This is a genomic window from Streptomyces sp. NPDC021212 (genome assembly GCF_044332925.1).
Lineage (GTDB): Bacteria > Actinomycetota > Actinomycetes > Streptomycetales > Streptomycetaceae > Streptomyces.
This window is the reverse complement of record NZ_JBIRPZ010000001.1, coordinates 920,068-946,650: the sequence shown is the minus strand read 5'-3', so window position 1 is coordinate 946,650 and position 26,583 is coordinate 920,068. Positions and strand designations below refer to the sequence as shown.

The window sequence follows — 26,583 nt, the reverse complement described above, 5'->3', positions numbered from 1 at the left end:
TACGCAGCGTCGGACAAGGCGCGGTGTCGAGAAGAGGGGCCACACGATGACGTCAGCAGAGGGGACCCGGGCGGCGAACCTGCCCGCGCGCCGCCGGGCCGACCTCACCGCCTTCATCCAGCAGCGCGGCCAGGCCACCATCGGGGAGCTGGCGAAGGAGTTCGCCGTCTCGGTCGACACCGTACGGCGCGATCTGGACCACCTGGCGGCACGCGGGCTGGTGGCGCGCACCCACGGCGGGGCGGTGCCGGGCGGCGAGCTGGCCACGGCGGACAGCCCGGTGGCGGACCGGATGAACGAGCGCCGGGAGGCCAAGGAGGCCATCGGGGCCGCCGCCGCCCGCCTGGTGCGGGACAACGAGACGCTGCTCGTCAACGGCGGCACCACGGTGCTCTCGGCGGTGGCCGCGCTCGGCGGCCACCGGGGGCTGACGCTCGTCACCAACAATCTGCGGGTCCCGGGCATGGTCCCGGTTCAGGCCCTGCGTGATCTGTTCGTCCTCGGCGGCGGCTGCCGGACGACCGCGCTGGTCACCATCGGCCCGATCCGCTTCCCCGACACCGCCGGGGTGAGCGCGGACACCGCCCTCATCGCGGTGGGCGGGGTCAGCGCCGCGGGGCTCTCCGTGTCCAACATCCCGGAGGCCCAGATGATCCAGGAGATGATGGACTCCGCGTCGCGGATCGTGGTGCTGGCGGACTCGGCCAAGTTCGAGCGCCGGGCCCTGGCCCTGATCTGCCCGCTCAGCCGCATCGACGTGCTGGTGAGCGAGCGGCCGCCGGGCGATGAGCTGGCCCACGCCCTGGAGCGGGCCGACGTCACGCTCGCCGGCCCGTACCTCCCCGAGGACGGCTGACCCCGCCGGGCGCACCGCGCGGCGGGGTGTCCACCGGGACAGACATCGGATCTGTCACAGGAATTTCCGCGATCCTGGCCCCGACATCGCCTCCATCCGTTGACCTCATCCGATGTTTCTCCTAGGTTGCGGTCGACCCTGAACACTGGAGGCGGTAGATGAGATCCACGCTCAGGCGCATATCCATGGCCGCCGTCGCGGCCATGGCCGTCCTCACCGCGGCACTGCCGGGCACCGCGACGGCGCAGGGAGGGCAGGGGCAGCAGGGGCGTACGTACCACGTCGCCACCTCGGGCTCCGACCGGGACAGCGGCAGCGCGCGCCATCCCTTACGGACCATCGGCCACTGCACCGATCTGGTCCGGCCCGGGGACACCTGTCTCATCCACCGCGGGACCTACCGCGAGCGGGTCGCCCCGCCCTCGGGGCGCGCGGGCGCGCCGATCACCCTCGCGGCGTACGGGGACGGGCCGGTCACCGTCGACGGGACGCGGACCGTGACCGGCTGGAAGGACGCGGGCGGCGGTCTGGTGGCCGCCGATGTCGCCCTTCCGCTCGCCCGCGACGAGAACGCGCTGTTCCTCGACGGCGGCCGCGCCGTGGAGGGCCGCTGGCCCAACTCCGGCTCCGATCCGCTCAATCCGTCCTGGGCGGTCGCCGAGCGCACCTCCACCGACCAGCACATCGACGACCCCGATCTGCCGAGCGGTGACCTCACCGGCGCCACCGTCCATCTGTGGGCCGGATCCAACCCGTGGAGCCAGCAGACCGGCACCGTGACCGCCACCTCGGACGGTGCCCTCGACTTCAAGGGCGGCAATTACCGTTGCACGCCGCTGTGCATGGGCGACCAGAACTACCGCAACTATTACCTGGTGGGCGCGAAGGCCACCCTCGACCAGCCCGGTGAGTGGTATTACGACACGGGCGAAAAACGGCTCTACCTGGTCCCGCCCAAGGGCGGGATTGCGGGCCACACAGTGACCGCGAAATACGAGAAATGGGGCCTGGACCTTGTCGGCAGCTCCCATGTCACCGTCCGGGGGCTCGGCCTGTGGGGCACCTCGCTGCGCACCGGGCCCGACAGCACCGGTGTGCTGGTCGAGGGGCTGAAGGCCCGCTACATCTCCGAGTTCTCCACCCTGCCCATGCCGCGCGACGACGAGCTGGCCGTTCCGCCGGGCGAGGGCCACATCGTCGCCTCCCGGGTGCTCGACTCCGGAGTCCAGATCCTCGGCACCGGCAATACGCTGCGGGACAGCGACATCGGCTACTCCGCGGGGACCGGTGTGCTGCTGCGCGGCAGTGGCAACACCATCACCAACAACTACATCCACGACGTCGGGTGGATGGGCAGCTACACCCCCGGCGTCGAGATCAACGGCAACGAGCAGACCGTCACCCACAACACCGTCCGGCGCACCGGCCGGGCGAGCATCGACACCGCCTGGCAGCTGAACGGCGTGCCGTTCCACGACAACCGCATCGCCTACAACGACCTGTCCGAGGCGATGCGCACCTCCCGCGACGGCAGCCCCTTCTACGTCTGCTGCAACCTGGACGCGACCGGTACGAGCGTCGACCACAACACCGTCCATGACGCGGACGGCCAGGTCGGCTACTACATCGACAACTCCTCCAGCAAGTTCCTGCTGCACCACAACGTGGCGTACAACACCGGTACCCGCGGCACCTTCTTCAACGGCCACAGCGGGGTCAGCCTCGGCAACCGCGACCACCACTCGACGTACGGGGCGGGGGTTTCCACCGCCGTGCGGCTGAGCGGTGCGACAGACGCCACCGGTACGTATGTCAGCAACGACGTGGCGCTCGCCCCGATGGAGATCTCCGGACCGGGCGATCCGGCCCCCGTCGTCCGCAGCAATCTGGTGCCACCGGCCGATCCCCGCTACACCGACGCCCGCAACGGCGAACTGTGGCCCCGGGACGGCTCTCCCGCCATCGACGCGGGCGAGACGGTCGACGGGGTGACCACCGGGGTGCGGGGCGACGGGCCCGACCAGGGCGCGTACGAGTACGGGGCGCCGATCTGGTCGGCCGGATGCGACCTGGCCGGGTGCGAGTCCCGGGTGCGCAACGATGGGTGGAAGGCCACGTTCTCCGGGGGCGGCGACGCGTCGGCCACCGTCGACGGTGTGCAGACCACCCGGTGGAAGGCGGACGCTGCGCAGGCCGCCGGGCAGTCCCTGACCCTCGACCTGGGCGCGGCGAAGACCTTCTCCCGGCTGGCGCTGGACGCCGGCATGGACGCCACGGGCCACCCCTACGGCTTCACGGTGTCCGTCAGCCGCGACGGCCACGACTGGGGCGCCCCCGTCGCCCGGGTCGCGGGCCGCTCCTTCACCCAGGACGCGGCCTTCGCGCAGCGCACGGCGCGCTACGTGCGGATCGAGCTGTCCGCGGCCGGTGACGTCCCGTGGGCCGTCAACGAGATCCGGCTGTACGCGGACGGGCCGGACGCGGCCGGTACGTTGCAAGCCGAACGGGCTCAGGTGGTGCGCGGTGGCGGGCGCGGCGACGCGGCGACCGGCGTACTGGGCTCCGGCGGTCTGGTCGGCTTCCGGCAGGTCTCGTTCGGCGCGGACACCCCCGACCGGCTGACGGTGCGGATGGCGTCGGCGGGCTGTGGCAGCGGCTGCGCGCTGCAACTGCGGCTGGACGACCCGAAGGGCCGTGTGGTGGCGACGCTGCCGGTGCGGGACACGGGTGGCGCGGACCAGTGGCAGGAGCGGTCGGTGCGGCCGGCGCGCGCGGTGACGGGCACGCATGACGTGTACCTCGTCGCGACGGGCGCGCGGAAGGTGGCCGCGGTGGACTGGCTGACGCTGCGCGGCTGACACCGGAGCTTCGTCACAGCTGGAGCGCCTCGGCCGTTCAACGGCGGCCGAGGCGCTCCAGCCGCTCGTTGACCCCGGGACACATCTCCCGGGCCGTGTCCAGGAAGGCCGCCAGGACGGGAGAGCGGTCCTGGGCGCGGAAGGACATCACCAGATCCGGCAGTTCCACGCGCGGACGCACCTCGCACACCCAGGTGCCAGGCCGCGCCGCCACTCGCATGCCCGCCGGGCCGAGCCCCACCCCGACCCCGCACGCGGCCAGCCCGATGATGGTGTGCACATCGCGGGCGTCGGTGACCCCGCCACCCGGCACGGCCGCCCCGGCAGCGTCGCCCAGCAGCGCGTCGAGCCACCCGGCGACCACCGGTTCCTCGTCCGCGGGCGCCACGATCAGATGCTGCCCTCTCAGCTGTTCGACGCCCACCTTGGGCTGCCCGGCGAGGGGATGGGCGGATCCGACGACCGCGACCAGGTGGTCCCGGCCGACCGTGACCGACACCAGATCCTCGGCACCGGCGCCCCGGGGCGCGCCACGCCCGATACTGATGTCCAGCTCGCCGTCGAGGAGGGCCGTCGCCGACCGGCAGGTCGACATCTCGTGCAGCCCCAAGCGCACCTCGGGGCGTTCCCGGATGAACCGGCCGAGGAGGGACGGCAGCAGTTCCAGCAGCGCCGAGCCGATGAAGCCGAGGCGCAGCCTGCCGGTCTCGCCCCGGGCGGCCCGGCCCGCGTCGGACGCGGCGGCCGTCATCTCGGCCAGCGCCCGGCGCGCCCTGGCCAGGAACGCCTCGCCCGCGGCCGTCGGGAACACCCCGCGCGCCGTGCGGTCGAACAGCCGCGCGTCCAGCTCCCGTTCCAGCGCGGCGATCTGCTGGGACAGCGGGGGCTGGGCGATCCCGAGGGAGGCGGCCGCCCGCCCGAAGTGCTGGTGATCGGCCAGGGCCAGGGCATATCGCATGTGTCGTGCTTCCACGCAGCGATGATATCGAGGAAGTATCGGCGACCCGGCCCCGAGATATGGCCGTGGATAGCGCCCTGGCGCCGAGGTGGACTGTGGTCATGATTCTCGACCATCACGGAAATCCCGTCCGCACGAACCGTGCCACCGTCAACGGAACGAGCCTGCACTATCGGACCGGCGGATCCGGTCCGGCGGTGGTGCTGCTGCACGGCGTGCCCAAGACGGGCTACCACTGGCGCCACCTCGTCCCGAAGCTGACGCCGCGGCACACCGTCGTCGTCCCCGACCTGCGCGGCCTCGGCGACTCCGCCCGGCCCGCGGGCGGCTACGACTCCGCGACGATGGCCGACGACATCGCCGCACTCATGGCACACCTCGGCCACGAGTCCTACAGCGTGATGGGCGAGGACTGGGGAGCGGTGATCGGCTATCAGCTCTCCGCTCGGCACCGTGAGCACGTCAACGCCCTGGTGTTCGCCGAAGCGCTGTTCCCCGGATTCGGCTTCGAGGACCACACCGCACTCACCGAGGAGAACGTCTCCGGCGGGATGCACCTGTGGCATCTGGGTTTCTACTTCCAGCCGGACGTACCCGAGATGCTGATCGCCGGACACGAACGCGAACTGATCACCTACATGATCAAGAACGAGCGCAGCCGACCCGACACCGCCACCCCCGACGCGCTCGAGGAATACGTGCGCTGCTACTCCATGCCCGGTGGCATCCGCGCGATGCTCTCCGTCTACCGCGCCATGCTCGTCGACGCCGAACAGAACCGGCAGGCGGCGCGGAAGAAGCTGGACATCCCGGTGCTGGCGCTCGGCGGTTCGGCGTTCATCGGCGCCCGGAACGAGACCCAGATGCGGCTCATGGCCCACGACGTCACCGGCCATGTCTTCGACGCCGGACACGACCTCGCCGAGGAGGTACCGGAGGACGTGGCCGCGGTGGTGCTGCCCTTCCTGGCGGGCCTGCCACGCTGATGGCACAGTGCCCGCATGGACTTCGCCACCGCCTTCCACCGCGAGATTCTGGCGTTCGAGGCCGCCGCCCGCCGGGCCGCCGACGGGGGCACGTCGCCCCTCGTGCCGTCGTGTCCCGGCTGGTCGACGGCCGATCTGGTGCTGCATCTGGGTGGTGTGCACCGCTTCGTCACCCGGATCATCGAGGACGGGCTGACGGAGCCGCCGGACGTCACGGACGTGGCGGTATTCGGTCTCCCCGAAGAGCGCGCGGGCTGGCCCGCGCCGGAGGGCGGGCCCCACCGGGGAGCGGTGCCACCGGGCCTGGTCGAGTGGTTCGCCGACGGGGCTCGGGCGCTGGAGGCGCACTTCCGTCACGGCGATCCGGACCAGCGGGTGTGGACCTGGTCGCGGGAGCAGACCGCCGGATTCTGGTGGCGGATGCAGACCATCGAGGCGGCGCTGCACCGCTGGGACGCCGAGAGCGCGATCGGGGCGCCCGGGCCCGTCGAGGCCGCACTCGCGGCGGACGCCATCGTCCAGACGTTCCAGATCATGGCCCCGGCCCGGCGCGCCTGGAAGGAGGCGCCACCGGGCGCGGGCGAACGGTTCCGGCTGCGGCGGACGGACGGCCCGGGCGTCTGGACGGTGTCCTTCGAGGGCGATGAAGTACGGCTCGACGGGGACGCGGACGCGAGCAACGGGGCGCCGGACCTCGAACTGACCGGAACGGCCTCGGACCTGATGCTCTTCCTCTGGCAGCGGATCCCCGTCGACCGGCTGGACGGGGTGCGGGGCGACCCGGCGATGGCCGACCGCTACTTCACCCTCGTCCCGCCGGTGTGACGGCCCGCGTGACCACCCGGGTCACTCCGGCCGCTGGTCGTACTCCTGGGAGATGACCTCGGTCCGCCGGGTCGCGGGATCGACGCGCACGGTGTCGAGCCCCAGGGATTCGAGCTGCCTGATCGCGTCCGCCTCCGCCACCGGATCCAGCACGCGCAGGGCGATGGCCGGTTCCTCGCCTCGCATCGCCGGCTGGTTCCCGAGCAGCGCCTTCATCAGCCGGTCCGCGATGCCCTCGGGCGCCTGTGAACCGACGGCCATGTGCAGCATCAGCTGCTCCACACCGGTCTCGTGCCACCGGGCGTGCGCGATCCACACCGCGTGGACCTCGGGGAAGTCCAGCAGCCGGTCGCGCAGGGCGTCGCGCAGGGCCACCGCACGCGGATGGGTGGACCGGCCGAGGGTGAGCGTACGGTCCTCGGGGAGCCGTTGGCCGCGCTGCTGGAGGACCTGGTGCAGCAGCGACAGGGGAATCCCGGCGTAGCCTCCGGGCGAGAACACCGCCAGGGTCGCCACCTTGGTCTGCTGCTCGATGTCCAGCAGCCGCGCCACGTCACAGTGCACCGCCCCGGCGGCCTGCGGAAGCCGCTCCCGGCAGCACTGTTCGCTGGTGTATCCGGGCAGGCTCGGGCCGCTTCCCTCCATGCCGACGAACATCACCGACCCGTTCGCGTCCACGGGTACGTACACCCCGAAGTCGGCGATTGCGTTGAGCAGTTGTTCCCCTTCGGTCCGGGCGGCCTGTCGGTCGAGTATGTCGGCGAGTGCCTGGTTCCCTGTTGATGTCACACACCCGAGCATAGGAGTCGGTCCATCCAGGTGACGACCGCCGGGTTCCCGGGCGCCGCCGCCGGGTCGCGTCCCGGTCCGGGCGGGGTGCGGATGCCACGATGAGCGGGCGGGGACGATGAGCGAGGGAGCGGCGCATGAAGAGCGCAGATCTGCTGGCCGACGCCTTCGGCCGGGTGCGGGAGGCCGTGCACGAGGCGGTCGAGGGGCTTGACCCGGACGACTTGGCCGTGCGTCTCGACAGCGGCGCGAATTCCATCGCCTGGCTGGTGTGGCATCTGACCCGCGTCCAGGACGACCACGTCTCCGACGCCGCCGAAACCGACCAGACCTGGACCACCGACGGCTGGTACGAGCGGTTCGGGCTGCCCTTCTCCCCGGCGGCCACCGGCTACGGCCACCGCGGCCGGGACGTGGCCGAGGTCCGGGCATCGGCCGACCTGCTCCTCGGCTACCACGACGCCGTGCATGAGCGGACGGTCGATTACGTACGGGAGCTGCGCAACGCCGATCTGGACCGGATCGTGGACGAGGCGTGGACCCCGCCGGTGACCCTCGGGGTGCGGCTGGTCAGCGTCATCGAGGACGACATGCAGCACGTGGGGCAGGCGGCGTATCTCCGGGGCGCGATCCGCAGGCGCTGAGCGGTTCGGCGAACCATGCGGCCGGATTCGGCGCGCATTGACATGCAGGCGTTTGCCTGCATAACGTGAAGCGTGAGTTCGGAGATGGACAAGGTCTTCAAGGCACTGGCCGACCAGACCCGGCGGTATCTGCTGGACCGCCTGCACGATCGGGGCGGTCAGACGCTCGGAGAGCTGTGCGAGCACCTGGCGATGACACGGCAGTCCGCGACGCAGCACCTGGCCGTCCTGGAGGCCGCCAACCTGGTCGCCGTCGTGCGCCGGGGGCGGGAAAAACTGCATTACCTCAATCCTGTTCCCCTCCATGAGGTGCAGGAACGGTGGATCGACAAGTTCGAGCGCCCCCGCCTGAGAGCGCTCGGCGCGGTGAAACGACAAGCGGAGGACGCCATGGCCGAGAGGCCGACGTACAGCTACGTCATCTACATCGAAAGCACCCCGGAGAAGGTCTGGCACGCGCTGACCGACGCCGACCTCACGGCCGCCTACTGGGGCCACAGCAATGTGTCCGACTGGCGGCCCGGCTCGGCGTGGGAGCACCGGCGTACGGACGGCAGCGGCATCGCCGACGTCGTCGGCACCGTCGTGGAGAGCGTGCCACCGAAGCGCCTGGTGACCACCTGGGCGGCCCCCGGCCAGGAGCCCGCCGGCGGCCCGTCCCGGGTCACCTTCGAGATCGAGCCGTACCAGGAGATCGTCCGGCTCACCGTGACCCATGAGAACCTGGCCGACGAGGCCGAGCGCAAGGATGTGGCCGGTGGCTGGGCGGCGGTGCTGTCCAACCTCAAGTCCCTGCTGGAGACCGGCAGCCCGCTGCCGCGCGAGCCCTGGCTGGTCGGGCGCTGAACGGTCGACGCCCCGGGGGCGGACGTCACCCGGTGACCGTCCCCGGCGCGCGCTGCCGGATCGGGGTGCACGCCCCGACCGCCACGATGAGCAGGAACAGGGCGGCGGACCCGAGCAGCGGTGCGCGCACCCCGAACCGCGCCACCAGCGCGGTGAGTCCGGCGGCGCCGAGCGGGGCGAGCGCGTTGTGCAGCGTCCAGAAGGCGGAGGTGACCCGGCCGAGGAGATGGTCGGGGGTCACCGCCTGGCGCAGGGACATCGAGGAGATTCCCGCGAGCGCCATGCCGAACTGGTAGCACAGCACGGCCACCGTCGTACCCCAAACGGTGGTGGACCGGGAGAGCATGCCCAGCGCCAGCCCGCACAGCGTGTACGAGCCCAGCCAGCACACGCCGAACCCCCAGGTCCGCCGCAGCACCGGGAGGAGTACGGCGGCCAGTACGGTGCCGGCGCCCGCCACGCCCATCACGACGCCGACCGTCCGGTCGCCCGCGTCAAGGCCCTCCCGTATCTGGTAGATGAAGACGTCGGTCATGCCCAGGCCGAGCAGCGAGACCCCGGTGAGCAGCACGGTGAGCCAGCGCAGCACCGGCGACCGCCACAGGAAGACGAAGCCGGCCAGGAACTCCCGCTTCGCCCCTCCCCACCCGGTGGCCTCGGCTGACGGCGTGGCGTCCCGCGCCGCCACCCGGAACCTGATCAACGAGAGCGCGAGGGCCGAGGCGGCGAAGCCGGCCGCGTCGACCGCGATGGCGGCCGTCGGCCCGAGCAGCCCGGACAGTCCGCCCGCCAGCATCGGCCCCACGATGAAGGCGATCGCGTTCGTCGTCTGCAGCCGCCCGTTGGCCTCGATGATCCGCTCGGGGTCCACGAGATTGGGCACGGCGGCGACGTAGGTGACCTTGAAGACCATGTCGAAGACCGCGGCGGCCGCCATCACCACGTAGAGCAGCCAGACCTGCGGCCCGGCCACGGCCCAGCTGACCGGGATGAGGGCGAAGAGCACCACCCGCACCACATCGCACACGATCATCAGCTGCCGCCGGGGCAGCCGGTCGACCAGGATGCCCGCGAACAGCCCGGTGACGATCGAGGCGGCGCCCGCGACGGCCGTCAGCAGCCCCATCCGGGCGACCGACCCGGTGGCGTCCAGGACCAGCAGCGGCAGCGCCACCAGGGCGAAAGCGTTGCCGAGTTCGGACAGGGTCTGCCCGCACCAGAAGACGGTGAAATCACGGTCGGCCCATAACGGAACCGGCTTCGCGGCCGCGCCCTCCATCACGCCCCCCGGCGTCGTCGCTTGGCGGCGCGGGGCGTCAGGGCGGCCCCGCTCTCCTGCACCGTGACGCCGAGAGCCTGGGCGAACTGCGGTGCCAGTTCGAGGAGTTGGCTACCGGTGATGGCCGCCCCGCGCAGCGCGTCGATCCCTTCGGCGATACCCAGCCCGGTGGCGTCGCGCAGATCGACCCGGGTCATGCGCGCGCCGCCGCAGCGCACACCGTCCAGCGTCGACCCGGGGAACGCGACGTCCGTCAGCTTCGCTCCGCCGAGGTCGGTGTCCCGCAGGAGGCAGTCCGCGAAGGTGACCTCCCGCAGCTCGGCGGTGCGCAGATTGACCGATTCGAACTTGCAGCGGTGGAAGGCCACGCGGTGCAACACCGTGCCGAACATCTCCAGCCCGGCGAGTACGCAGCCGATCAGCTCGCCGTCCAGCCAGTCGCCGTCGGCCAGGTCGGAGCCGACCCAGCGCACTCCGTCCAGCCAGACGTCGTTGAAGCGGGCCCCGCGATAGCGGCCTCCGGTGAAGGTCACCGCGGAGAACGCGGATTCGAGAAAGCGGGCCTGTCCGGCGTCGGCCCCCTCGTAGTCCCCGCCGTCGAAGTGGACGGTGTCGTAGTCCCCGTCCACGGTCAAGGTGCCGTCGAACGGGCGCAGATGGCTCGCGTACGGCAGGTCGGCGAGCTGACGCGGGGATGACATGGCGATTCCTCACTTCCGGGGCACTTCCGGGGCGCCACCGGCCCGGGCGCGCGGTGGGCGAGATCGATGGTGCCATTCAACTTCCGCGTTCCCGACCGTTGACATGTGGTGTGGGCCACTCCTACGTTCGGGCAAGCCGGTTCGGGTCTCCGGCAATCCTTCGATATGTCGAACGCGCGGATCTCCCGAGAGGTATGCGTCAGTGGTGTCGAACCGGTTCGACCAGCAACCCCCGCCCGTCAACATCGGCGAGATCGCCCGCATCGCAGGGGTGTCGCGCAGCACGGTCAGTTACGCCCTCAGCGGCAAGCGGCCGATCTCCGACCGCACCCGGCAGCGCATCCAGCAGGTCATCGAGGACCGGGGCTTCCAGCCGAACGCCAGCGCCCGCGCGCTGGCCCACGGCCGCACCCGCACCCTCGGGCTGGTCTTTCCGACCGTCAGCCGCCGCTACACCGATATGCAGCTGGACTTCATCAACAGCGTGGTCGACGCCGCCGCCGCGCACGACCACGACATCCTGCTCTCGCGCAGCGACGGCGACGGCGACGACTCCTTCCGCCGGCTGGCCGGCGAGCGGCGGGTCGACGGCGCGCTGCTGATGGAGATCAGGGCTCCGGACTCGCGGTTGGAGCCGCTGGTGCGCTCGGGCTTCCCGTTCGTGTCCATGGGGCACACCGAGGACACGGCCACGCTGTCCTGGGTCGATCTGGACTTCGCGGAGCTGACCGCCGCCTGTGTGCGCCATCTCGGGCAGCTCGGCCATCGCCACCTCGCGCTGGTGGGCCGCCCCCGGGAGCTGTTCGACGCCGGGTACGTGCCCGCGCGCCAGGGGCGGACCGGCTTTCTGCGGGCCGTACGCGAACTCGGGCTCACCGGCGAGGTCCACCACTGCGGTGACGACGCCGCCTCGGGCCAGGCCGTGGTGGCGCGGCTCCTCGACCGGGACCCGCGCACCACCGCGGTCGTGACGCTCAACGAGGCGGCGCTGGTGGGCCTGTACCGCGGGCTCGGCCTCGCGGGGCGTTCCGTACCCGGCGACATCTCGGTGACCGGAGTGGCGGCGGCCCGCTGGGCGGAGGCCGTCACCCCGATGATGACCGGCGCCGACGTGCCCTCCGATCTGATGGGCCGGCTCGCCGTGGAGCTGCTGCTGGAGCGGCTGGACGCCCCGGCCGCGGCGCCCCGGCAGCATCTGCTCATCCCTCCGCTCACCCCGCGCGCCAGCACGGGACCGGCACCGCATCGCAACTGACCGACTCACCCCTCGGAGACGCACATGGCCAACCGAGCCAACAGGCCCCCGGCCACCGCCGGAAGAACTCCCCTCGGCCGCCGCTCCTTCCTGCGGTTATCGGGCTCCGGGCTGCTCGCCGCGGGGCTGGCCGGCCCCCTGACCGCCTGCGGCGGCGGGGACGGCGGATCGTCGGGCAAGAACCTCGTCTGGTGGGACTACCTCGTCGAGGACGCCCGCCAGCCGGGCATCAAGGCCCTGATCGCCGACATCGAGAAGAGCGTCCCCGGGGTGAAGATCACCCGCCGTACCTTTCCGTACGCCGAGCTGGAGCCCGCGATCATCAAAGGGGCGGCCTCCGGTGATCTGCCGGACCTGGCGATCATCGACAACACCTCGATGAACTCTCTCGCCCCGCAGGGGCTGCTCACCGACCTCACCGACCGGGTGAAGGAGTGGGGGCAGGCCGACGCGTACTACAAGGGCCCGTGGAGCAGCGGGGTCGTCGACGGCAAGACCTACTCGGTCCCCAACAACGCCAACTGCCTGGCGCTCTACTACAACACCGAGCTGCTGGAGAAGGCGGGCGTCGAGCCGCCGAAGACCTGGGACGAGCTGTCGGCGGCGGCCCGCAAGCTGACCCGGGGCAGCACCTTCGGGCTGGCGATGAGCGCGATCAAGACCGAGGAGGGGGTCTTCCAGCTCCTGCCCTTTCTGTGGTCGGCGGGCGGCGATCTGGACACCTTCGCCACCGGCGGCGCCACCGCGCTCGCCTATCTGGGGGACCTGGTGAAGGCGGGCGCGCTGTCCAAGCAGTGCGTGGGCTGGACCCAGCAGGACGTCAACAACCAATTCACCTCCGGCCGCGCGGCCATGCAGATCAACGGGCCGTGGCAACTGCCCGGCCTCAAGCAGCAGTCCAAGGTGAAGTGGGGTGTGGTGCCCATCCCGGTGGACAAGGAGCCCGCGAGCTGCCTGGGCGGGGAGAACTGGGTGATCCTCAAGACCAGCGGCAAGACCGACCAGGCGTGGCGGGCCATCGAGTACAGCCAGCGGAAGAAGCCACTGGCCGCCTACCTGGGGTCGGTGGGGCTGCTGCCCGCGCGCAGCGACATGGCGGACAGCGGCGACTGGGCCACCGACCCCACCCTGAAGGTGTTCGTGCGGGAGTTCGGCAATGCCCGGCCGCGTGCGTACGGCGAGCACTATCCGCAAATGTCCAAGGCCATGGCCGAGGCGTTACAGGCCACCCTGACCGGCAGCTCCTCCCCCGGGGCCGCCGCGAAGAAGGCGGCGGACGCCATCACGCCCAACCTGGCGAAGTAGCGGGGATCGCGATGACGACCCACAGCACGCACAGCACACAGGTGAAGGCCCGGGAGCCGGTGGTGTTCACACGCCCGGCCGCGGGCGGCGGCCGGCGCCGTGGCGGCTCCCTCGCCACGCGTCGCACCCGGGCCGGATACGGGATGTCGGCGCCCGCCCTGCTCTTCCTCGGCGCGACCATGCTGTTCCCGCTCGTCTACAACCTCTGGACCTCGGTCCACCAGGTCGAGATCGGCGATCTGGTCACCGGCGACTGGGCGTTCAACGGCACCGACAACTATGACGCGGTGGTCTCCGAGGGCGCCTTCTGGCACGCCGCCCGGATCTCCCTGCTGTTCACGGCCGGTTCGCTGGTCTTCCAGTTCACCATCGGCTTCGCCCTGGCGCTGCTGTTCGTACGGCGGTTCCCGCTGGCCGGGCTGTTCCGGGGGCTGATGCTGGTGGCGTGGCTGCTGCCGCCCATCGTCAGCGGCACCCTGTTCCGCTGGATGCTGGACGCCGACTCGGGCGCGTACAACGAACTGCTGCGCACCGTCGGGCTGGACGCGCTGGCGCACAACTGGCTCACCGACCCGAACACCGCCCTGCCCGGTGTCATCGCGGCCAATGTGTGGGTGGGCGTGCCCTTCAACATGCTGCTGCTCCTGGTCGGGCTCCAGTCCATCGACCCCACGCTCTACGAGGCGGCGGCCATCGACGGCGCCGGTCCCTGGCAGCGGCTGTGCCATGTCACCCTGCCGCTGATGCGGCCGGTGGCGGCGGCGGTGCTGCTCCTCGGCCTGGTGTACACCTTCAAGGTCTTCGATCTGGTCTTCGTACTGACCGGTGGTGGTCCCGTCGACTCCACGACCGTACTCCCCCTCTACGTCTACCAGTCGGCGTTCAAGCTCTTCCAGCTCGGCCGGGGCGCGGCGGCGGGCACCCTGCTGCTGCTCGTACCGCTGCTGGTGGCCGTGGCGTACGTACGCCGGCTGCGCAAGGAAGGAGCCGCCGCATGACCCGCCCCCGCCGCCCCTGGCTGCTCACCCTGGTCGCGGGCGTCATCACCGCCTTCTTCCTGCTGCCGTTGTACTGGATGATCGCCACCTCGCTGAAGCGTCCCGACGAGGTGCTCAGCTCGCCGCCGCAGTGGTTTCCGTCCCCGCCGAGCGGCGAGAGCTACGCACGGGCGCTGGACAAGCCGATGCTCGGGCAGGCGCTGCTCAACAGCGTGGCCATCTCGCTGGGCGTGGTGGCGCTGACCCTGGTGCTCGCGGTGCCGCTCACCTACGCCGTGGCGCGCATCCGGATGCGCGGCTCGGCGGCCATGGTGCTGTCATTGCTGGTGGCGCAGCTGCTGCCGAGCATCGTGCTGGCCGCCCCGCTGTTCATCGTGCTCCGGGACGCCGGGTTGAACAACACGCTGCTGGGGCTGGTGATCGCGGACACCACGCTCACCCTGCCCTTCGCGGTGATCGTGCTGCGGCCGCTGGTGCGCGCCATGCCCGCCGAGATCGAGGAGGCGGCGCTGGTGGACGGCTGCGGGCTGCCCGGGGTGCTGTGGCGGATCGTGCTGCCGGTGATGCGGCCGGGGCTGATCGCGGTCGGTGCCTTCTCCTTCCTGCTCGGCTGGGGCGAGTTCGTGTTCGGCATCACCGTGAACAGCGACCCCGAGGTCCAGCCGGTCACGGTGCTGCTCAACACCTTCGTCGGCCAGACCGGCACCGCGTGGGGGCCGCTGATGGCGGCCGCCACGATCGTCAGCGTGCCGGTGGTGTGTGTCTTCGCGATGCTCCAGCGGTTCATCGTGGGCGGGCTCACGGCCGGAAGCGTCAAGTCCTGAGGGCCCCCGCGTCACCGCCGGTGGAGGGTCCATGACCAGCGGTACGTGCCTGCCCCCAGCCGGTAGCGGGGCAGGGTGTCCGGACCGCAGGACGCCGTGCCCAGGCCGCGGTGCGCGGCGTCGAGGTGCACCACACAGCGCGGCCGGGGCACCAGCTCGTCGTGGTGGGTGGCGGCGGCCAGGTCGGCCGCCCGATAGCGGGTGACCGACACCTGCCGCGGTGCGTCCAGCCGTACCGTCAGGCCGCCGCCCGCGTCCGCCGACAGCAGCGAGAAGCCGCGCACCCCGTGCCGTCCCCCGCTCTCCTGCGGCCGGAGGTATGGGGTGAACAGCCGGTCCACCCGGGCGCTGTGGTGGCCGACCGGCCCGCCCGCGCACCGGTCCGGATACGTCTCCCAGGGGCCCTGGCCGTACCACTCCATGTGGTCGAGGCCGCACACCGTCTCGAAGACCGTGCCCACGCGCGCGGCGTCGGTCAGTCCCTCGGGGAGGTCGGCCGTCTCCTCCACCAGCAGGCCGCCACCGGGCAGCGGGGTGAAGACCTGGAGATGGCCGACGGTGCCGGCGGCGGTCGGGTATGCGCTGCGCACCAGGGTCCGCGCGCCGTCGTGGTCGACCGAGCACGGTTCCCGGGCGAGTCGGTCGAGTCCCAGCGTGTGCCAGTGGTCGGCGGCGCCGCCCAGCAGGTCGTTGTCGGTGGGCGCGCGCCACAGGCTGAGCACCGGCGGGGAGATCAGCAGCGGATGGCGCAGCAGCCCTTCGGAGTCGACCGGGACGGCCGGGCCGGAGGCGGCCACGGCGTTGAGCGCGGGCCGTTCCCGGAGCCGGATCTGCGGGGTGCACACTTCGGTGCCGCGCGGTGCCCAGGGTTCGTCGCCCCGGGTGGTGACCCGCAGCGTCAGCCATGCCTCGCCGCCGTCCGCGGGCAGCCGCTCCACCAGCTCGGGCGGCAGGGCCAGGCGCGCCGACGCCCCGGGCGGGAGCGCGGAGGGCAGCGTGGCCGGGGCGGTGCGGGTGCCCGCGTCCTCCAGGGACAGCCGCCACTCGGCGGTCAGCCAGGACAGGTCGCGGAAGTGCTGGGCGTTGGTGAGGTGCGCCGAGCCGTCCGGGCGGCGCGACAGCCGTACGGGTGCGGCGAGTTCGCGGTGTTCGTACAGGGCGGGTTTCGGGGTGCGGTCGGGGAAGACCACGCCGTCCGCGCAGAACGCGCCGTCGTTCGGGGTGTCGCCGAAGTCGCCGCCGTACGCCCAGCGGTGGCCCTCGGCGGCCACGCCATGTGCGTACGCGCCCTCGCCGCCGCGCCCGGCCGGGCGGCCCGCGGTCCGCCCGGTGGTGCGCTGGAGCAGTCCGTGGTCCCAGAACTCCCAGATGAAGCCGCCCTGGAGCCCGGGGGTGGACTCGATGGCGGCCCAGTGGTCGGCGAGGGTGCCGTTGCTGTTGCCCATGGCGTGCGAGTACTCGCACAGGATGAGCGGTTTGGTCTGCTCGCCGGAGGTTGCGTGCGCGGTGATCTCGTCCAGTGAGGCGTACATCGGGCAGAGGATGTCGCTCGCGACCCCCGGCGAGGCCCAGCCGGTCTTGGCCGCGCCCTCGTACTGGAGGGGACGGTCCGGGTCGTAGCGGCGCAGCCAGCCGGCGGCCGCGTCGTGGTTGGCGCCGTAGTCGCTCTCGTTCCCCAGCGACCAGATGATGACGCTCGGGTGGTTCTTGTCCCGCAGCACCATGCGCGCGACCCGGTCGGTGAAGGCGGCCAGGTAGCGCGGATCGTCGGCGATCTCGTGGGCGTGGTCGTGGCTCTCGATGTTCGCCTCGGCCACCAGGTAGAGGCCGAGTTCATCGGCGAGGTCGAGGAGCGCGGGGTCGTTGGGGTAGTGCGAGGTGCGGACGGCGTTGAAGCCGAAGCGCTTGATGGTCTCCAGGTCGGCGCGCATCTCGGCGGGTGTGACCGTGCGCCCGGTGAGCGGGTGGAAGTCATGCCGGTTGACGCCGCGGATGAACACCCGCTCGCCGTTGACCAGCAGGTCCCGGCCCACGACGGCGACGGTGCGGAACCCCACGCGGTGGTGCGAGGTGTCGGCGGTCGTCCCGTCGGGGCGGTGCAGCGTCACGGTGAGCCCGTACAGCTCGGGCGTCTCGGCGGACCAGGTGCGGACCTCGGGCACGGCCGCCCGCAGCCGCACCTCGCCGAGGAAGTCCGAGACCCGCGCCTCCTCGGCGCAGTGGGCGGCGTACTCCTCGTCCACGGCCAGCTCCCCGACGCCGTCGAGGTGGGCCGAGACCCGCCATCCGGCGGGCAGCGCGCCGTCCGCCGAGCGCACCTGGACGTCGACGCGCAGCGAGCCGTCCGCCGGGGCGGCGATCTTCACGTCGGCCAGATGCAGCGGGTCGGTGGCGTAGAGGAGGACCGGCCGGGTGATGCCGCCGTGCCACCACTGGTCCTGGTCCTCGATGTGCGAGGCGTCGGACCACTTCACCACGGTCAGCCGTACGGTGTCGGTCGCCCCGGGGCGTACCGCGTGGCTGATGTCGAACTCGCTCGCGAGGTGGGAGTCCTTGCCGATGCCCACCGGACGGCCGCCCACCTCGGCGAGCAGCACGCTCTCCGCGGCGCCGACCTGGAGGACGATGCGGCGGCCCGCCCATTCGGCCGGGATGTGGAACTCCCGCTCGTGCACGCCGGTGGGGTTGTCGGCGGGCGTGAGCGGCGGGTACTCCGGCCATGGCATCCGCCAGTTGGTGTAGCGCGGGATGTCGCCGGTGTCCTGGGTGGTCCAGGGGCCGGGGACCTCCAGCCGGGTCCAGGTGCCGGTGGGCTCGGTGGTGGGGGCGGGCAGCAGCTGGAAGCGCCAGGGGCCGTCCAGGGAGAGGCTGCCGGGCCTGCGGTCGACCGCGTGCATCGGCAGCCGTCGCCAGGACGTCAGCTCGGGGGACTCCCATGGCCGCAGCTCTCCCCAGAGGGAGGGGGGTACGGACATCAGCGGATGGCCCCCTTGCCGAGGTCCGCCAGGATCTGCCGGGCGCCGATGAAGAACACCACGAGCAGCGGGATCAGCGCGAGCAGCGCACCGGCCATCACCATGCCGTAGTCGGTGGTGCCATGGACGCTGTTGAGCTGGGACAGCGCGACCTGGAGCGTCACATGGTCCGGGTTGATCAGCGCGATCAGCGGCCAGGCGTAGTCGTTCCACTGGCCCATGAAGGTGAAGATGCCGAGGAAGGCGAGGCCAGGACGGACCACAGGGATCGCCACGTGCCAGTACTGCCGCAGGAAGCCGCAGCCGTCGAGCCGGGAGGAGTCCATCAGCTCGTCGTGGATGGCGCCCTTCATGTACTGGCGCATCCAGAAGATGCCGAAGGCGTTGGCGGCGGCCGGTACGACCAGGGAGGTGAGGGAGCCGATCCAGCCCAGCTTCGCCATGATGACGAACTGCGGGATGGCCTGGAGCTGGGCGGGCACCATGAAGATGCCCATCATGAGGACGAACAGCAGTCGGCGGCCGGGGAATTCGTACTTGGCGAAGACGAAGGCCGCGAGCGAGTCGAAGAAGAGCACCAGGAAGGTCACGGAGGCCGCGACGATCAGGGTGTTGGCCATCGAGCCGAAGAAGTCGATGTTCTGGAAGAGGTGCCGGACGTTCTCCAGGAAGTGGGTGCCCGGCAGCAGCTTCGGCGGGAACTGGAAGATCTCGGTCGACGTGCGGGTCGACATGACGATGGTCCAGTAGAAGGGGAAGAGCGAGACCAGCACCCCGGCGAAGAGCGAGATATGGAGGGTCAGCCCTCGGGCGCGTGTGCCCTTCATTCCCTTCATGCCTTTCATACTCTGCATGACGGTCTCCCTACGCCTTGTCCTTGCGCTGCACCAGGCGCCAGTTGATGATCGAGAAGAGCGCGACGACGAGGAAGATGCCCCAGGCGATCGCGGCGCCGTAGCCGAAGTCGTTGTTGTCGAAGCTCTGCTGGAAGAAGTAGAGAACCATCGTCTGGCCGGAGTTTCCGGGGCCGCCCGCGAAGGTCGAGGTGTTGTTGGTGTTGGCCAGCAGCACCTGGGGTTCGGTGAAGCTCTGCAGTCCGGTGACGGTCGAGACGATGAGGGCGAAGAGGATGATCGGCCGCATCATCGGCACGGTGATCCGGAAGAAGGTCTGGATCGGTCCCGCGCCGTCCACCCGGGCGGCCTCGTACAGCTCGCCGGGGATGGTCTGCAGCCCGGCGAGGAAGATCAGCGCGTTGTAGCCGGTCCACTGCCAGGTCATCAGCACGGCGATGGCGATCTTGATGCCCCAGGCGGAGTTCAGCCAGGCCACCTGGTCCAGTCCGAGCCCCTCCAGCACGGCGTTGGCGAGGCCGAAGTTGGTGGAGAAGACCGAGGAGAAGATGATCGCGACGGCGACGACGGAGGTGACGTTCGGCAGGAAGTAGGCGAAGCGGTAGAACTGCTTGAAGCGCACCGCTGAGTTGAGCATCACGGCGGTCACCAGCGCGAGGAAGAGCATCGGCAGGGTGGCCATGGACCAGATGATCAGGGTGTTGGTGAGGGAGTGCCAGAACTGGGCGTCCCCGAGCAGATAGCGGTACTGCGACAGCCCCGCGTACTCCATCGGTCCCAGCCCGTCCCAGCGGTGGAACGAGAGGTAGAGGGAGTACCCCACCGGGATCAGGCCGAAGCCGAGGAAGAGCAGATAGAACGGGGAGATCGCGAGGTAGAGCCGCCAGTAGCCGAGGACGGAGCGGGGCTTGTGGCGCGCGTGTGCGGCCCTCGTGGCGCTGCGGGCGGCGGGCGGGGCACCGAGCCCGGGCACGGCGGTCATACCAGCACCCCCATGTGCTCCGCTATGCGTCGGCACTTGCTCATGGCGTCCTTCCATGCCCGGGCGGGGTTCTTGTCGAGCGCGTTCACATTGCGCAGTTCGTCGGAGACCACCTGGTCGAGGGCGTAGTCGTACGGGCTGTGGTAGGCGACCGGGATCTTCTCGGCCGCCGGGCCGAAGACGTCGATGGTGGCCTGGCCACCGAAGAACGGGTCCGGTGCGCGCATCGCCTTCCGCCGGTACGAGGCGGGGGTGGAGGGGAAGAGGGTGGCGTCCGTGAAACCGCGGGCCTGGTTGGCGGGGTTCAGCAGCCAGGTGATGATCTGATAGGCCTGCTCGGGTTCCCGGCAGGTCTTGGTGATGGCGAGGAAGGAGCCGCCGTTGTTGGCGGCGCCGCCGGGCATCGCCGCCACCCGCCACTTGCCGCTGGTCTTCGGCACGGTCGTCTTGAGGTCCCCGGCCGCCCAGGAGGCCCCGAGCTGGCTGGGCAGCAGGCCCTTCTCGATCGCCGCGTTGGAGTCCGGCGTGCCGGACTGGTACTTCGAGCACAGACCGCGCCGGTACGCCTCGATCGCCTTGCCCCAGGCGTGGCGCACATGCTCGTGGTCGCCGATGAAGTGCCGTTCCTTGTCGACGTACCGCAGGGTGCTCTGCGCGAGCATGTACTGGTAGACGGTGAGCGCGTCGATGAGCAGATACGCGCCGCGGATCTTCCGCTTCAGCCGCTCGCCGGCCGCGAAGTACGCGTCCCAGGTGTTCATCTCCCGGGCGACGTCGGCGGGGTCCGTGGGCAGTCCGGCCCGGTCGAACACGGCGGGCATGTAGTAGTGGGCGACCGGGCCGGTGTCGATGGGGAAGCCGACCATGCGTCCGTCGGGGGTGCAGCCCTCCGCCCACTTCCAGGGCAGGTACTGGCTCTTGAGCCGGTCCGCGCCGAGGGTGCGCAGATCGATGAACTGTCCGGCGTTCGGCAGGTACGAGGCCATGTCCTCGCCCTTGAGGCCGGTGATGTCGGGGACGTACGACCGGCCGGCCATCGTCGTCAGCAGCTTGGACTTGAAGTAGCCGCCGATCTGGGCCGGCTTCAGTGAGACGCCCGTGAAGCGCGTCCTGGCGTCGGCGACGACCTTGTCGCTGAGCCCGCCGGTCCAGTACCAGAGGGTCATGTCGCGGCCCGTGGAACCGCTCGGTACCGAGCAGCCCGCCGTGGTGCCGCCGAGCGTCGCAACCGCCGTGGTGGCCAGCCCCGCGCGCAGCAGCCCTCTCCGGGAGAGGTGCACCGCTCCCACCGCCCTTCAAAAGTGTGCAAGGTGTGGCACAGGATCGTGCGCCCATCGATCAGGAAGCGCAATAGTCGAACAGAAGCAAGCATGGAAATGATTGAGAATGACGAGTACTGTGCACGGCGTGCTGGCTGAACGACGACATCAGATGATCTTGCGAGCGCTGCGTTCCGGCGGACCGGCCGCTGTGGCGGACCTCTCCGCCCAGCTGAACGTGAGCGCCGCCACCATCCGCCGCGATCTGCTGAAGCTGGAGGAGGAGGGGCTGCTCACCCGGGTGCACGGCGGCGCCGTCGTGGAGGAGGGCGACCAGCCCTTCGCCGAGGTCGCCGAGGTGCGGGTGGCGGAGAAGGACGCCATCGCGGCCCGGGCCGCCGAGCTGGTCGAGGACGGGCAGACCGTACTGCTGGACATCGGCACCACCGCCTACCGCCTCGCCCGGCAGCTGCACGGCCGCAGACTGACCGTGATCACCAGCAATCTGGTGGTCTACGAGGAGCTGGCCGACGACACCGCCATCGAGCTGGTGCTGCTCGGCGGGGTGCTCCGGCGCGAGTACCGCTCGCTGGTCGGCTTCCTCACCGAGGACAATCTGCGCCAGCTGCACGCCGACTGGCTCTTCCTGGGCACCAGCGGCGTCCGCCCCGGCGGTCAGGTCATGGACACCACGGTCGTCGAGGTACCGGTCAAGCGGGCCATGATCGCGGCCTGTGACCGGGTGGTGCTCCTCGCCGACGCGGCCAAGTTCCCCGGCACCGGGATGGCCAAGGTGTGCGACCCCGGCGACCTCGACGCCGTCGTGACCAACGCCCCCTCGGCCCTGCCGGCCTGCGCCGCGTTCGAGGAGGCCGGAGTGGACGTGGTGCGGATATGAAACTCGCGATCCTCGGCGGCGGCGGATTCCGGGTGCCGCTGGTGTACGGGGCGCTGCTCGGCGATCACGCGGAGGGCCGCGTCACCGAGGTCACCCTCCACGACCTGGATTCCGCCCGGCTCGCGGCCGTCGCCCGGGTGCTCGGCGAGCAGGCCGACGGCATACCGGACGCCCCCGCCGTGACGGTCACCACCGACGTCGACGAGGCACTGCGCGGCGCCGCCTTCGTCTTCTCCGCGATCCGCGTCGGCGAGCTGGAGGGCCGGGCGATCGATGAGCGGATCGCCCTGGACGAGGGCGTGCTCGGTCAGGAGACGGTCGGCGCCGGGGGCATCGCGTACGGGCTGCGCACCGTGCCCGTCGCCACGGAGATCGCGCGGCGCGTCGCCCGGCTCGCGCCCGACGCCTGGGTCATCAACTTCACCAACCCGGCGGGACTCGTCACCGAGGCCATGTCCCGCCACCTCGGCGACCGGGTCATGGGCATCTGCGACACCCCGGTGGGTCTCGGCCGGCGCGTCGCCCGCGTCCTCGGCGCCGATCCGGACCGGGTGTGGATCGACTACGTCGGGCTCAACCACCTCGGCTGGCTGCGGGGCCTGCGGATCGACGGGCGCGACGAGCTGCCGCGGCTGCTCGCCGACGACACCGCCCTCGACTCGTTCGAGGAGGGCAGGCTGTTCGGCCGTGAGTGGCTGCGCGCCCTCGGCGCGATCCCCAACGAATATCTGCACTACTACTACTTCAACCGCGAGGCGGTGCGCGCCTACCGGGAAGCCGAGCAGACCCGCGGCGCGTTCCTCCGCGACCAGCAGGCGATGTTCTACGAGGCGATGCGCGACCCCGCCGCCCCTCCCCTCGCCACCTGGGACCGCACCCGCGCCGAGCGCGAGGCCACCTACATGGCCGAGAACCGCGAGGCGGCGGGCGCCGGTGAGCGTGACACCGATCCGGAGTCCGGCGGCTACGAGCAGGTGGCGCTCGCCCTGATGCGCGCCATCGCCCGCGATGAGCGCGCCACCCTGATCCTCAACGTGCGGGGCGGCGCCACCCTGGACGTCCTGGACGCGGACGCGGTGATCGAGGTGCCCTGCCTGGTCGACGCGAACGGTGCCCGCCCCCTCTCCGTCGCTCCCCTTCCCCATCACGCCACCGGCCTGGTGTGCGCCGTCAAGGCCGTCGAACGCGAGGTCATGGCCGCCGCCGAGAGCGGTTCGCGCGCCACCGCGGCCAAGGCGTTCGCCCTCCATCCGCTCGTGGACTCGGTAACCGTCGCCCGCCGTCTCGTCGACGGCTACGCGAGCGGGCACCCCGGCCTCGCGTATCTGAACCGGAAGTAGGCCCCCCGTCATGCACGATGAACGCCGCCGTATCGAGGAGCGCGTCGAGCGCGTCCTGAAGCAGCGCATCCAGCCGGCCGTCCACGCCGCGTCCGTGCCCCTCACCCTCGAGGCGTGGCAGGCGCCGGACGAGCCGGTGCCGTTCCCGGAGGCCGCGGCCGCCCCGTACGAGCCGTTCGCCCTCGGCACCCCGTGGGGGCCGCCGTGGGGCACCACCTGGTTCCGGGTCCGGGGCGAAGTGCCGGCCGCGTGGGCGGGGCGGCGGGTCGAGGCCGTCTTCGACCTGGGGTTCGTCGGCGACTGGCCGGGCAACCAGGCCGAGGCGCTGGTCCACACCCTGGACGGCAGCCCGCTGAAGGCCGTCAATCCGCAGAACCAGTACGTGCCCGTGGCCGATCCGGCCGAGGGCGGCGAACGGATCGCGTACCTCATCGAGGCCGCCTCGAACCCCGACATCCTCGCAGGCGACTTCGCCGCCCCGACCCCGTTGGGCGACAAGCTCACCGCGGGCCGCGCCCCGCTGTACACCTTCGCCCGCGCCGACCTCGCGGTGCTGGACGAGAACGTGTGGCATCTGGCCCTGGACCTCGCGGTCTTGCGCGAACTGATGCTGGAGCTGGACGAACACCAGCCGCGCCGCCACGAGATCGCGCACGCCATCGACCGCGCGCTCGGCCGGCTCGACCTGGAGGACGTGTCCGGCACCGCCACCGCCGTGCGCGACGCGCTGCGCGGTGTCCTGGAGCGCCCCGCCCACGCCTCCGCCCACACCATGTCGGCCGTCGGCCACGCCCACATCGACTCCGCGTGGCTGTGGCCGATCCGCGAGACCAAGCGCAAGACCTCGCGCACCTTCTCCAACGTCACGGCGCTGGCCGCCGAGTACCCCGAGTTCATCTTCGCCTGCTCGCAGGCGCAGCAGTACGCCTGGGTCAAGGAGGGCTATCCACAGGTCTGGGAGCGGATCCACCAGGCGGTACGGGCCGGGCAGTGGGCGCCGGTCGGCGGCATGTGGGTCGAGGCGGACGGCAACCTGCCCGGCGGCGAGGCCATGGCCCGCCAGCTCGTGCACGGCAAGCGCTTCTTCCTGGACGAGTTCGGCATCGAGACCAAGGGGGTGTGGCTGCCGGACTCCTTCGGCTACAACGCCTGCTTCCCGCAGCTGGCGCGGCTAGCCGGAAACGAGTGGTTCCTGACCCAGAAGCTCTCCTGGAACCAGACCAACAAGCTCCCCCACCACACCTTCTGGTGGGAGGGGATCGACGGCTCCCGGATCTTCACCCACTTCCCGCCGGTGGACACCTACAACGCCGAGTTCTCCGGCCAGGAGATGGCGCACGCGGTCCGCAACTACGCCGACAAGGGGCGCGGTACGCGCTCGCTGGCGCCGTTCGGGCACGGCGACGGGGGCGGCGGGCCCACCCGCGAGATGCTGGAGCGGGCGCGCCGGCTGGCCGATCTGGAGGGCTCGGCGAAGGTCGTCATCGAGCACCCGGACGACTTCTTCACCGCCGCCCGCGCCGAGTACCCGGACGCCCCCGTGTGGTCCGGGGAGCTGTATCTGGAGCTGCACCGCGCCACGTACACCTCCCAGGCCCGCACCAAGCAGGGAAACCGGCGCAGCGAGCATCTGCTGCGCGAGGCGGAGCTGTGGGCGACGGCGGCGGCGCTGCGCGCTCCCGGTTACGCGTACCCGTACGAGCGTCTGGACCGGCTGTGGAAGACGGTGCTGCTGCACCAGTTCCACGACATCCTGCCGGGCTCGTCCATCGCCTGGGTGCACCGGGAGGCGGAGGCGGAGTACGCGCGGGTGGCGGCGGAGCTGACGGAGATCACCTCCTCGGCCCTGCTGGCAATGGGTGGCGGAGAAGAGCCCGCCCGGCCACATGTCCACAACACCAGTCCGCGCCCCCGCGCCGAGGTCATCGCCGTGCCCGCGGGCACCGCCGACGGGCAGCCGCTCGCCGACGGCCGGGTGGCCGTCCTCGCCGAGGCCCCCGCGTCCGGCAGCGCTCCGCTCGCCACCACGGACGTGGACCCGGGGCATGTCGTCGTCGGCGAGCGCGTGCTCGACAACGGCCTGGTCCGCCTCGAACTGGCCGAGAACGGCACCCTCGCCTCCCTTCGCGACCTCACCGCCGACCGCGAGGTCCTCGCCCCCGGCTCCCCCGGCAATCTGCTCCGGCTCCACACCGACCTCCCCAACTGCTGGGACGCCTGGGACGTCGACAAGCACTACCAGCAGCGCTACACCGATCTACTCGACGCCGAGTCGGTCACCGTCGTGGAAAAGGGCCCGCTGCTCGGTGCGCTGCGCGTCGAGCGCGCCTTCGGCAAGGGCTCGCGGATCGTCCAGACGATCACGGTCCGGGCGGGCAGCCGCCGTATCGACGTCGACACCGACATCGACTGGCACGAGTCCGAGAAGCTCCTCAAGGCGGCCTTCCCGTTCGACATCCACGCCGACCGCTCCACCGCCGAGATCCAGTTCGGCCACGTCCACCGCCCCACGCACACCAACACCAGCTGGGAGGCGGCCCGGTTCGAGGTGTACGGCCACCGGTGGGTGCATGTGGGCGAGCCCGGCTACGGGGTCGCGGTGCTGAACGACGCGACGTACGGGCACGACGTGTCCCGCACCACCCGCGAGGACGGCGGCACGACGACCACGGTGCGGCTCAGCCTGGTGCGCGCCCCGCGCGTCCCCGACCCCGAGGCGGACCAGGGCCGGCACCGCTTCACCTACGCCCTGCTCCCGGGTGCCACCGTCCAGGACGCGATCGCCGAGGGGTACGCGCTCAACCTGCCCCTGCGGGTGGCCGACGCCCGGAGCGCCGCCGCCCCGCTGGTCACCACGGACGGTCCGGCCGCCGCCGTCGAGGCGGTCAAACCGGCCGACGACCGCTCGGGCGATGTCATCGTGCGGCTCTACGAATCGCTCGGTGGCCGCGCCCGCACCACCCTCCGCCCGGGCTTCGCGCACTCCGGTGCCACGGTCGTGGACCTTCTGGAGCGGCCGCTCGCCGACGCCCAGCCGGTCACGGTGCACGAGGACGGCAGCGTCACGGTGTCCTTGCGCCCCTTCCAGATCCTCACCCTCCGGTTCGCGAGGGGCTGACCACGTGGCCGTGCTCGCCGTGCAGCTCGACGG

General features: G+C 71.4%; 21 protein-coding genes. 13 read left to right on the top strand and 8 right to left on the bottom strand.

Annotation, left to right across the window (positions count from 1 at the left end; genetic code table 11):
• Positions 1–46 precede the first annotated feature (46 nt).
• Both ACH4SI_RS03810 and ACH4SI_RS03805 read left to right on the top strand, forming a co-directional pair.
• Complete coding sequence (locus ACH4SI_RS03810; protein WP_398292145.1) at positions 47–856, top strand: DeoR/GlpR family DNA-binding transcription regulator; 810 nt, start codon at positions 47–49, stop codon at positions 854–856.
• A gap of 158 nt (positions 857–1,014) precedes the next feature.
• Positions 1,015–3,714 (top strand): carbohydrate-binding protein, encoded by a 2,700-nt coding sequence (locus ACH4SI_RS03805; RefSeq protein ID WP_398292143.1) that lies wholly within the window; start codon positions 1,015–1,017, stop codon positions 3,712–3,714.
• 37 nt (positions 3,715–3,751) lie between these two features.
• On the opposite strand, the gene ACH4SI_RS03800 is transcribed toward ACH4SI_RS03805, so the two are convergent.
• On the bottom strand, positions 3,752–4,687 hold the full coding sequence (locus tag ACH4SI_RS03800) for a LysR family transcriptional regulator (RefSeq protein ID WP_398292141.1): 936 nt from the start codon (positions 4,685–4,687) through the stop codon (positions 3,752–3,754).
• 86 nt (positions 4,688–4,773) lie between these two features.
• Here ACH4SI_RS03800 and ACH4SI_RS03795 point away from each other — a divergent pair, with 86 nt between their 5' ends.
• Together ACH4SI_RS03795 and ACH4SI_RS03790 are read left to right on the top strand one after the other, a co-directional pair.
• Positions 4,774–5,658 (top strand): alpha/beta fold hydrolase, encoded by an 885-nt coding sequence (locus ACH4SI_RS03795; RefSeq protein ID WP_398292139.1) that lies wholly within the window; start codon positions 4,774–4,776, stop codon positions 5,656–5,658.
• A gap of 15 nt (positions 5,659–5,673) precedes the next feature.
• Positions 5,674–6,483 carry a maleylpyruvate isomerase family mycothiol-dependent enzyme gene (locus ACH4SI_RS03790; protein ID WP_398292137.1) on the top strand — a complete coding sequence of 270 codons (810 nt, stop codon included), beginning with the start codon at positions 5,674–5,676 and terminating at the stop codon, positions 6,481–6,483.
• 21 nt (positions 6,484–6,504) lie between these two features.
• Here ACH4SI_RS03790 and ACH4SI_RS03785 read toward each other — a convergent pair whose 3' ends face one another.
• Positions 6,505–7,272, bottom strand: coding sequence for a hypothetical protein (locus tag ACH4SI_RS03785; protein ID WP_398292135.1), 768 nt, complete (start codon positions 7,270–7,272; stop codon positions 6,505–6,507).
• A gap of 137 nt (positions 7,273–7,409) precedes the next feature.
• Here ACH4SI_RS03785 and ACH4SI_RS03780 point away from each other — a divergent pair, with 137 nt between their 5' ends.
• Both ACH4SI_RS03780 and ACH4SI_RS03775 read left to right on the top strand, forming a co-directional pair.
• On the top strand, positions 7,410–7,916 hold the full coding sequence (locus ACH4SI_RS03780; RefSeq protein ID WP_398292133.1) for a DUF664 domain-containing protein: 507 nt from the start codon (positions 7,410–7,412) through the stop codon (positions 7,914–7,916).
• 84 nt (positions 7,917–8,000) lie between these two features.
• A complete protein-coding gene (locus ACH4SI_RS03775; RefSeq protein ID WP_398292367.1) occupies positions 8,001–8,762 on the top strand; it encodes an ArsR/SmtB family transcription factor in 762 nt (253 codons plus the stop codon).
• A gap of 25 nt (positions 8,763–8,787) precedes the next feature.
• Here the strand turns inward: ACH4SI_RS03775 and ACH4SI_RS03770 are convergent, their stop codons facing one another.
• Both ACH4SI_RS03770 and ACH4SI_RS03765 read right to left on the bottom strand, forming a co-directional pair.
• A complete protein-coding gene (locus ACH4SI_RS03770; protein ID WP_398292365.1) occupies positions 8,788–10,041 on the bottom strand; it encodes an MFS transporter in 1,254 nt (417 codons plus the stop codon).
• Complete coding sequence (locus ACH4SI_RS03765; protein ID WP_398292131.1) at positions 10,041–10,742, bottom strand: pentapeptide repeat-containing protein; 702 nt, start codon at positions 10,740–10,742, stop codon at positions 10,041–10,043. The genes ACH4SI_RS03770 and ACH4SI_RS03765 overlap by 1 nt, the downstream gene beginning before the upstream one ends.
• A 202-nt stretch (positions 10,743–10,944) precedes the next feature.
• Between ACH4SI_RS03765 and ACH4SI_RS03760 the strand changes: the two genes are divergently transcribed.
• The 4 genes from ACH4SI_RS03760 to ACH4SI_RS03745 are packed head-to-tail and all read left to right on the top strand — an operon-like array spanning position 10,945 to position 15,124.
• Positions 10,945–11,997: a LacI family DNA-binding transcriptional regulator gene (locus ACH4SI_RS03760; protein ID WP_398292129.1), complete on the top strand. Its 1,053-nt coding sequence runs from the start codon at positions 10,945–10,947 to the stop codon at positions 11,995–11,997.
• Positions 11,998–12,021: 24 nt separating this feature from the next.
• Positions 12,022–13,302, top strand: a complete 1,281-nt coding sequence (locus tag ACH4SI_RS03755; RefSeq protein ID WP_398292126.1) for an ABC transporter substrate-binding protein — start codon at positions 12,022–12,024, stop codon at positions 13,300–13,302.
• Positions 13,303–13,313: 11 nt separating this feature from the next.
• Entirely contained in the window at positions 13,314–14,300 is a 987-nt protein-coding gene (locus ACH4SI_RS03750; protein WP_398292124.1) for a carbohydrate ABC transporter permease, read from the top strand.
• Positions 14,297–15,124: a carbohydrate ABC transporter permease gene (locus ACH4SI_RS03745; RefSeq protein WP_398292122.1), complete on the top strand. Its 828-nt coding sequence runs from the start codon at positions 14,297–14,299 to the stop codon at positions 15,122–15,124. The genes ACH4SI_RS03750 and ACH4SI_RS03745 overlap by 4 nt, the downstream gene beginning before the upstream one ends.
• An 11-nt stretch (positions 15,125–15,135) precedes the next feature.
• On the opposite strand, the gene ACH4SI_RS03740 is transcribed toward ACH4SI_RS03745, so the two are convergent.
• Genes ACH4SI_RS03740 through ACH4SI_RS03725 form a run of 4 tightly spaced genes read right to left on the bottom strand, consistent with a single transcriptional unit; the run spans position 15,136 to position 21,215 of the window.
• A complete protein-coding gene (locus tag ACH4SI_RS03740) occupies positions 15,136–18,099 on the bottom strand; it encodes a glycoside hydrolase family 2 TIM barrel-domain containing protein (protein WP_398292120.1) in 2,964 nt (987 codons plus the stop codon).
• Positions 18,099–18,935 (bottom strand): carbohydrate ABC transporter permease, encoded by an 837-nt coding sequence (locus ACH4SI_RS03735; RefSeq protein WP_398292363.1) that lies wholly within the window; start codon positions 18,933–18,935, stop codon positions 18,099–18,101. Before ACH4SI_RS03735 ends, ACH4SI_RS03740 begins: the two co-directional genes overlap by 1 nt.
• A 28-nt stretch (positions 18,936–18,963) precedes the next feature.
• Positions 18,964–19,935 (bottom strand): carbohydrate ABC transporter permease, encoded by a 972-nt coding sequence (locus ACH4SI_RS03730; RefSeq protein ID WP_398292118.1) that lies wholly within the window; start codon positions 19,933–19,935, stop codon positions 18,964–18,966.
• A complete protein-coding gene (locus tag ACH4SI_RS03725; protein ID WP_398292116.1) occupies positions 19,932–21,215 on the bottom strand; it encodes an ABC transporter substrate-binding protein in 1,284 nt (427 codons plus the stop codon). Before ACH4SI_RS03725 ends, ACH4SI_RS03730 begins: the two co-directional genes overlap by 4 nt.
• Before the next feature lie 127 nt (positions 21,216–21,342).
• Here ACH4SI_RS03725 and ACH4SI_RS03720 point away from each other — a divergent pair, with 127 nt between their 5' ends.
• The 3 genes from ACH4SI_RS03720 to ACH4SI_RS03710 are packed head-to-tail and all read left to right on the top strand — an operon-like array spanning position 21,343 to position 26,550.
• Complete coding sequence (locus ACH4SI_RS03720) at positions 21,343–22,092, top strand: DeoR/GlpR family DNA-binding transcription regulator (protein WP_398292361.1); 750 nt, start codon at positions 21,343–21,345, stop codon at positions 22,090–22,092.
• The gene (locus tag ACH4SI_RS03715; RefSeq protein ID WP_398292114.1) at positions 22,089–23,432 is read left to right on the top strand and encodes a 6-phospho-beta-glucosidase; all 1,344 of its coding nucleotides are present in this window, start codon (positions 22,089–22,091) and stop codon (positions 23,430–23,432) included. Before ACH4SI_RS03720 ends, ACH4SI_RS03715 begins: the two co-directional genes overlap by 4 nt.
• 10 nt (positions 23,433–23,442) lie before the next feature.
• Complete coding sequence (locus tag ACH4SI_RS03710) at positions 23,443–26,550, top strand: alpha-mannosidase (RefSeq protein WP_398292112.1); 3,108 nt, start codon at positions 23,443–23,445, stop codon at positions 26,548–26,550.
• The last annotated feature ends 33 nt before the right edge of the window (positions 26,551–26,583 follow it).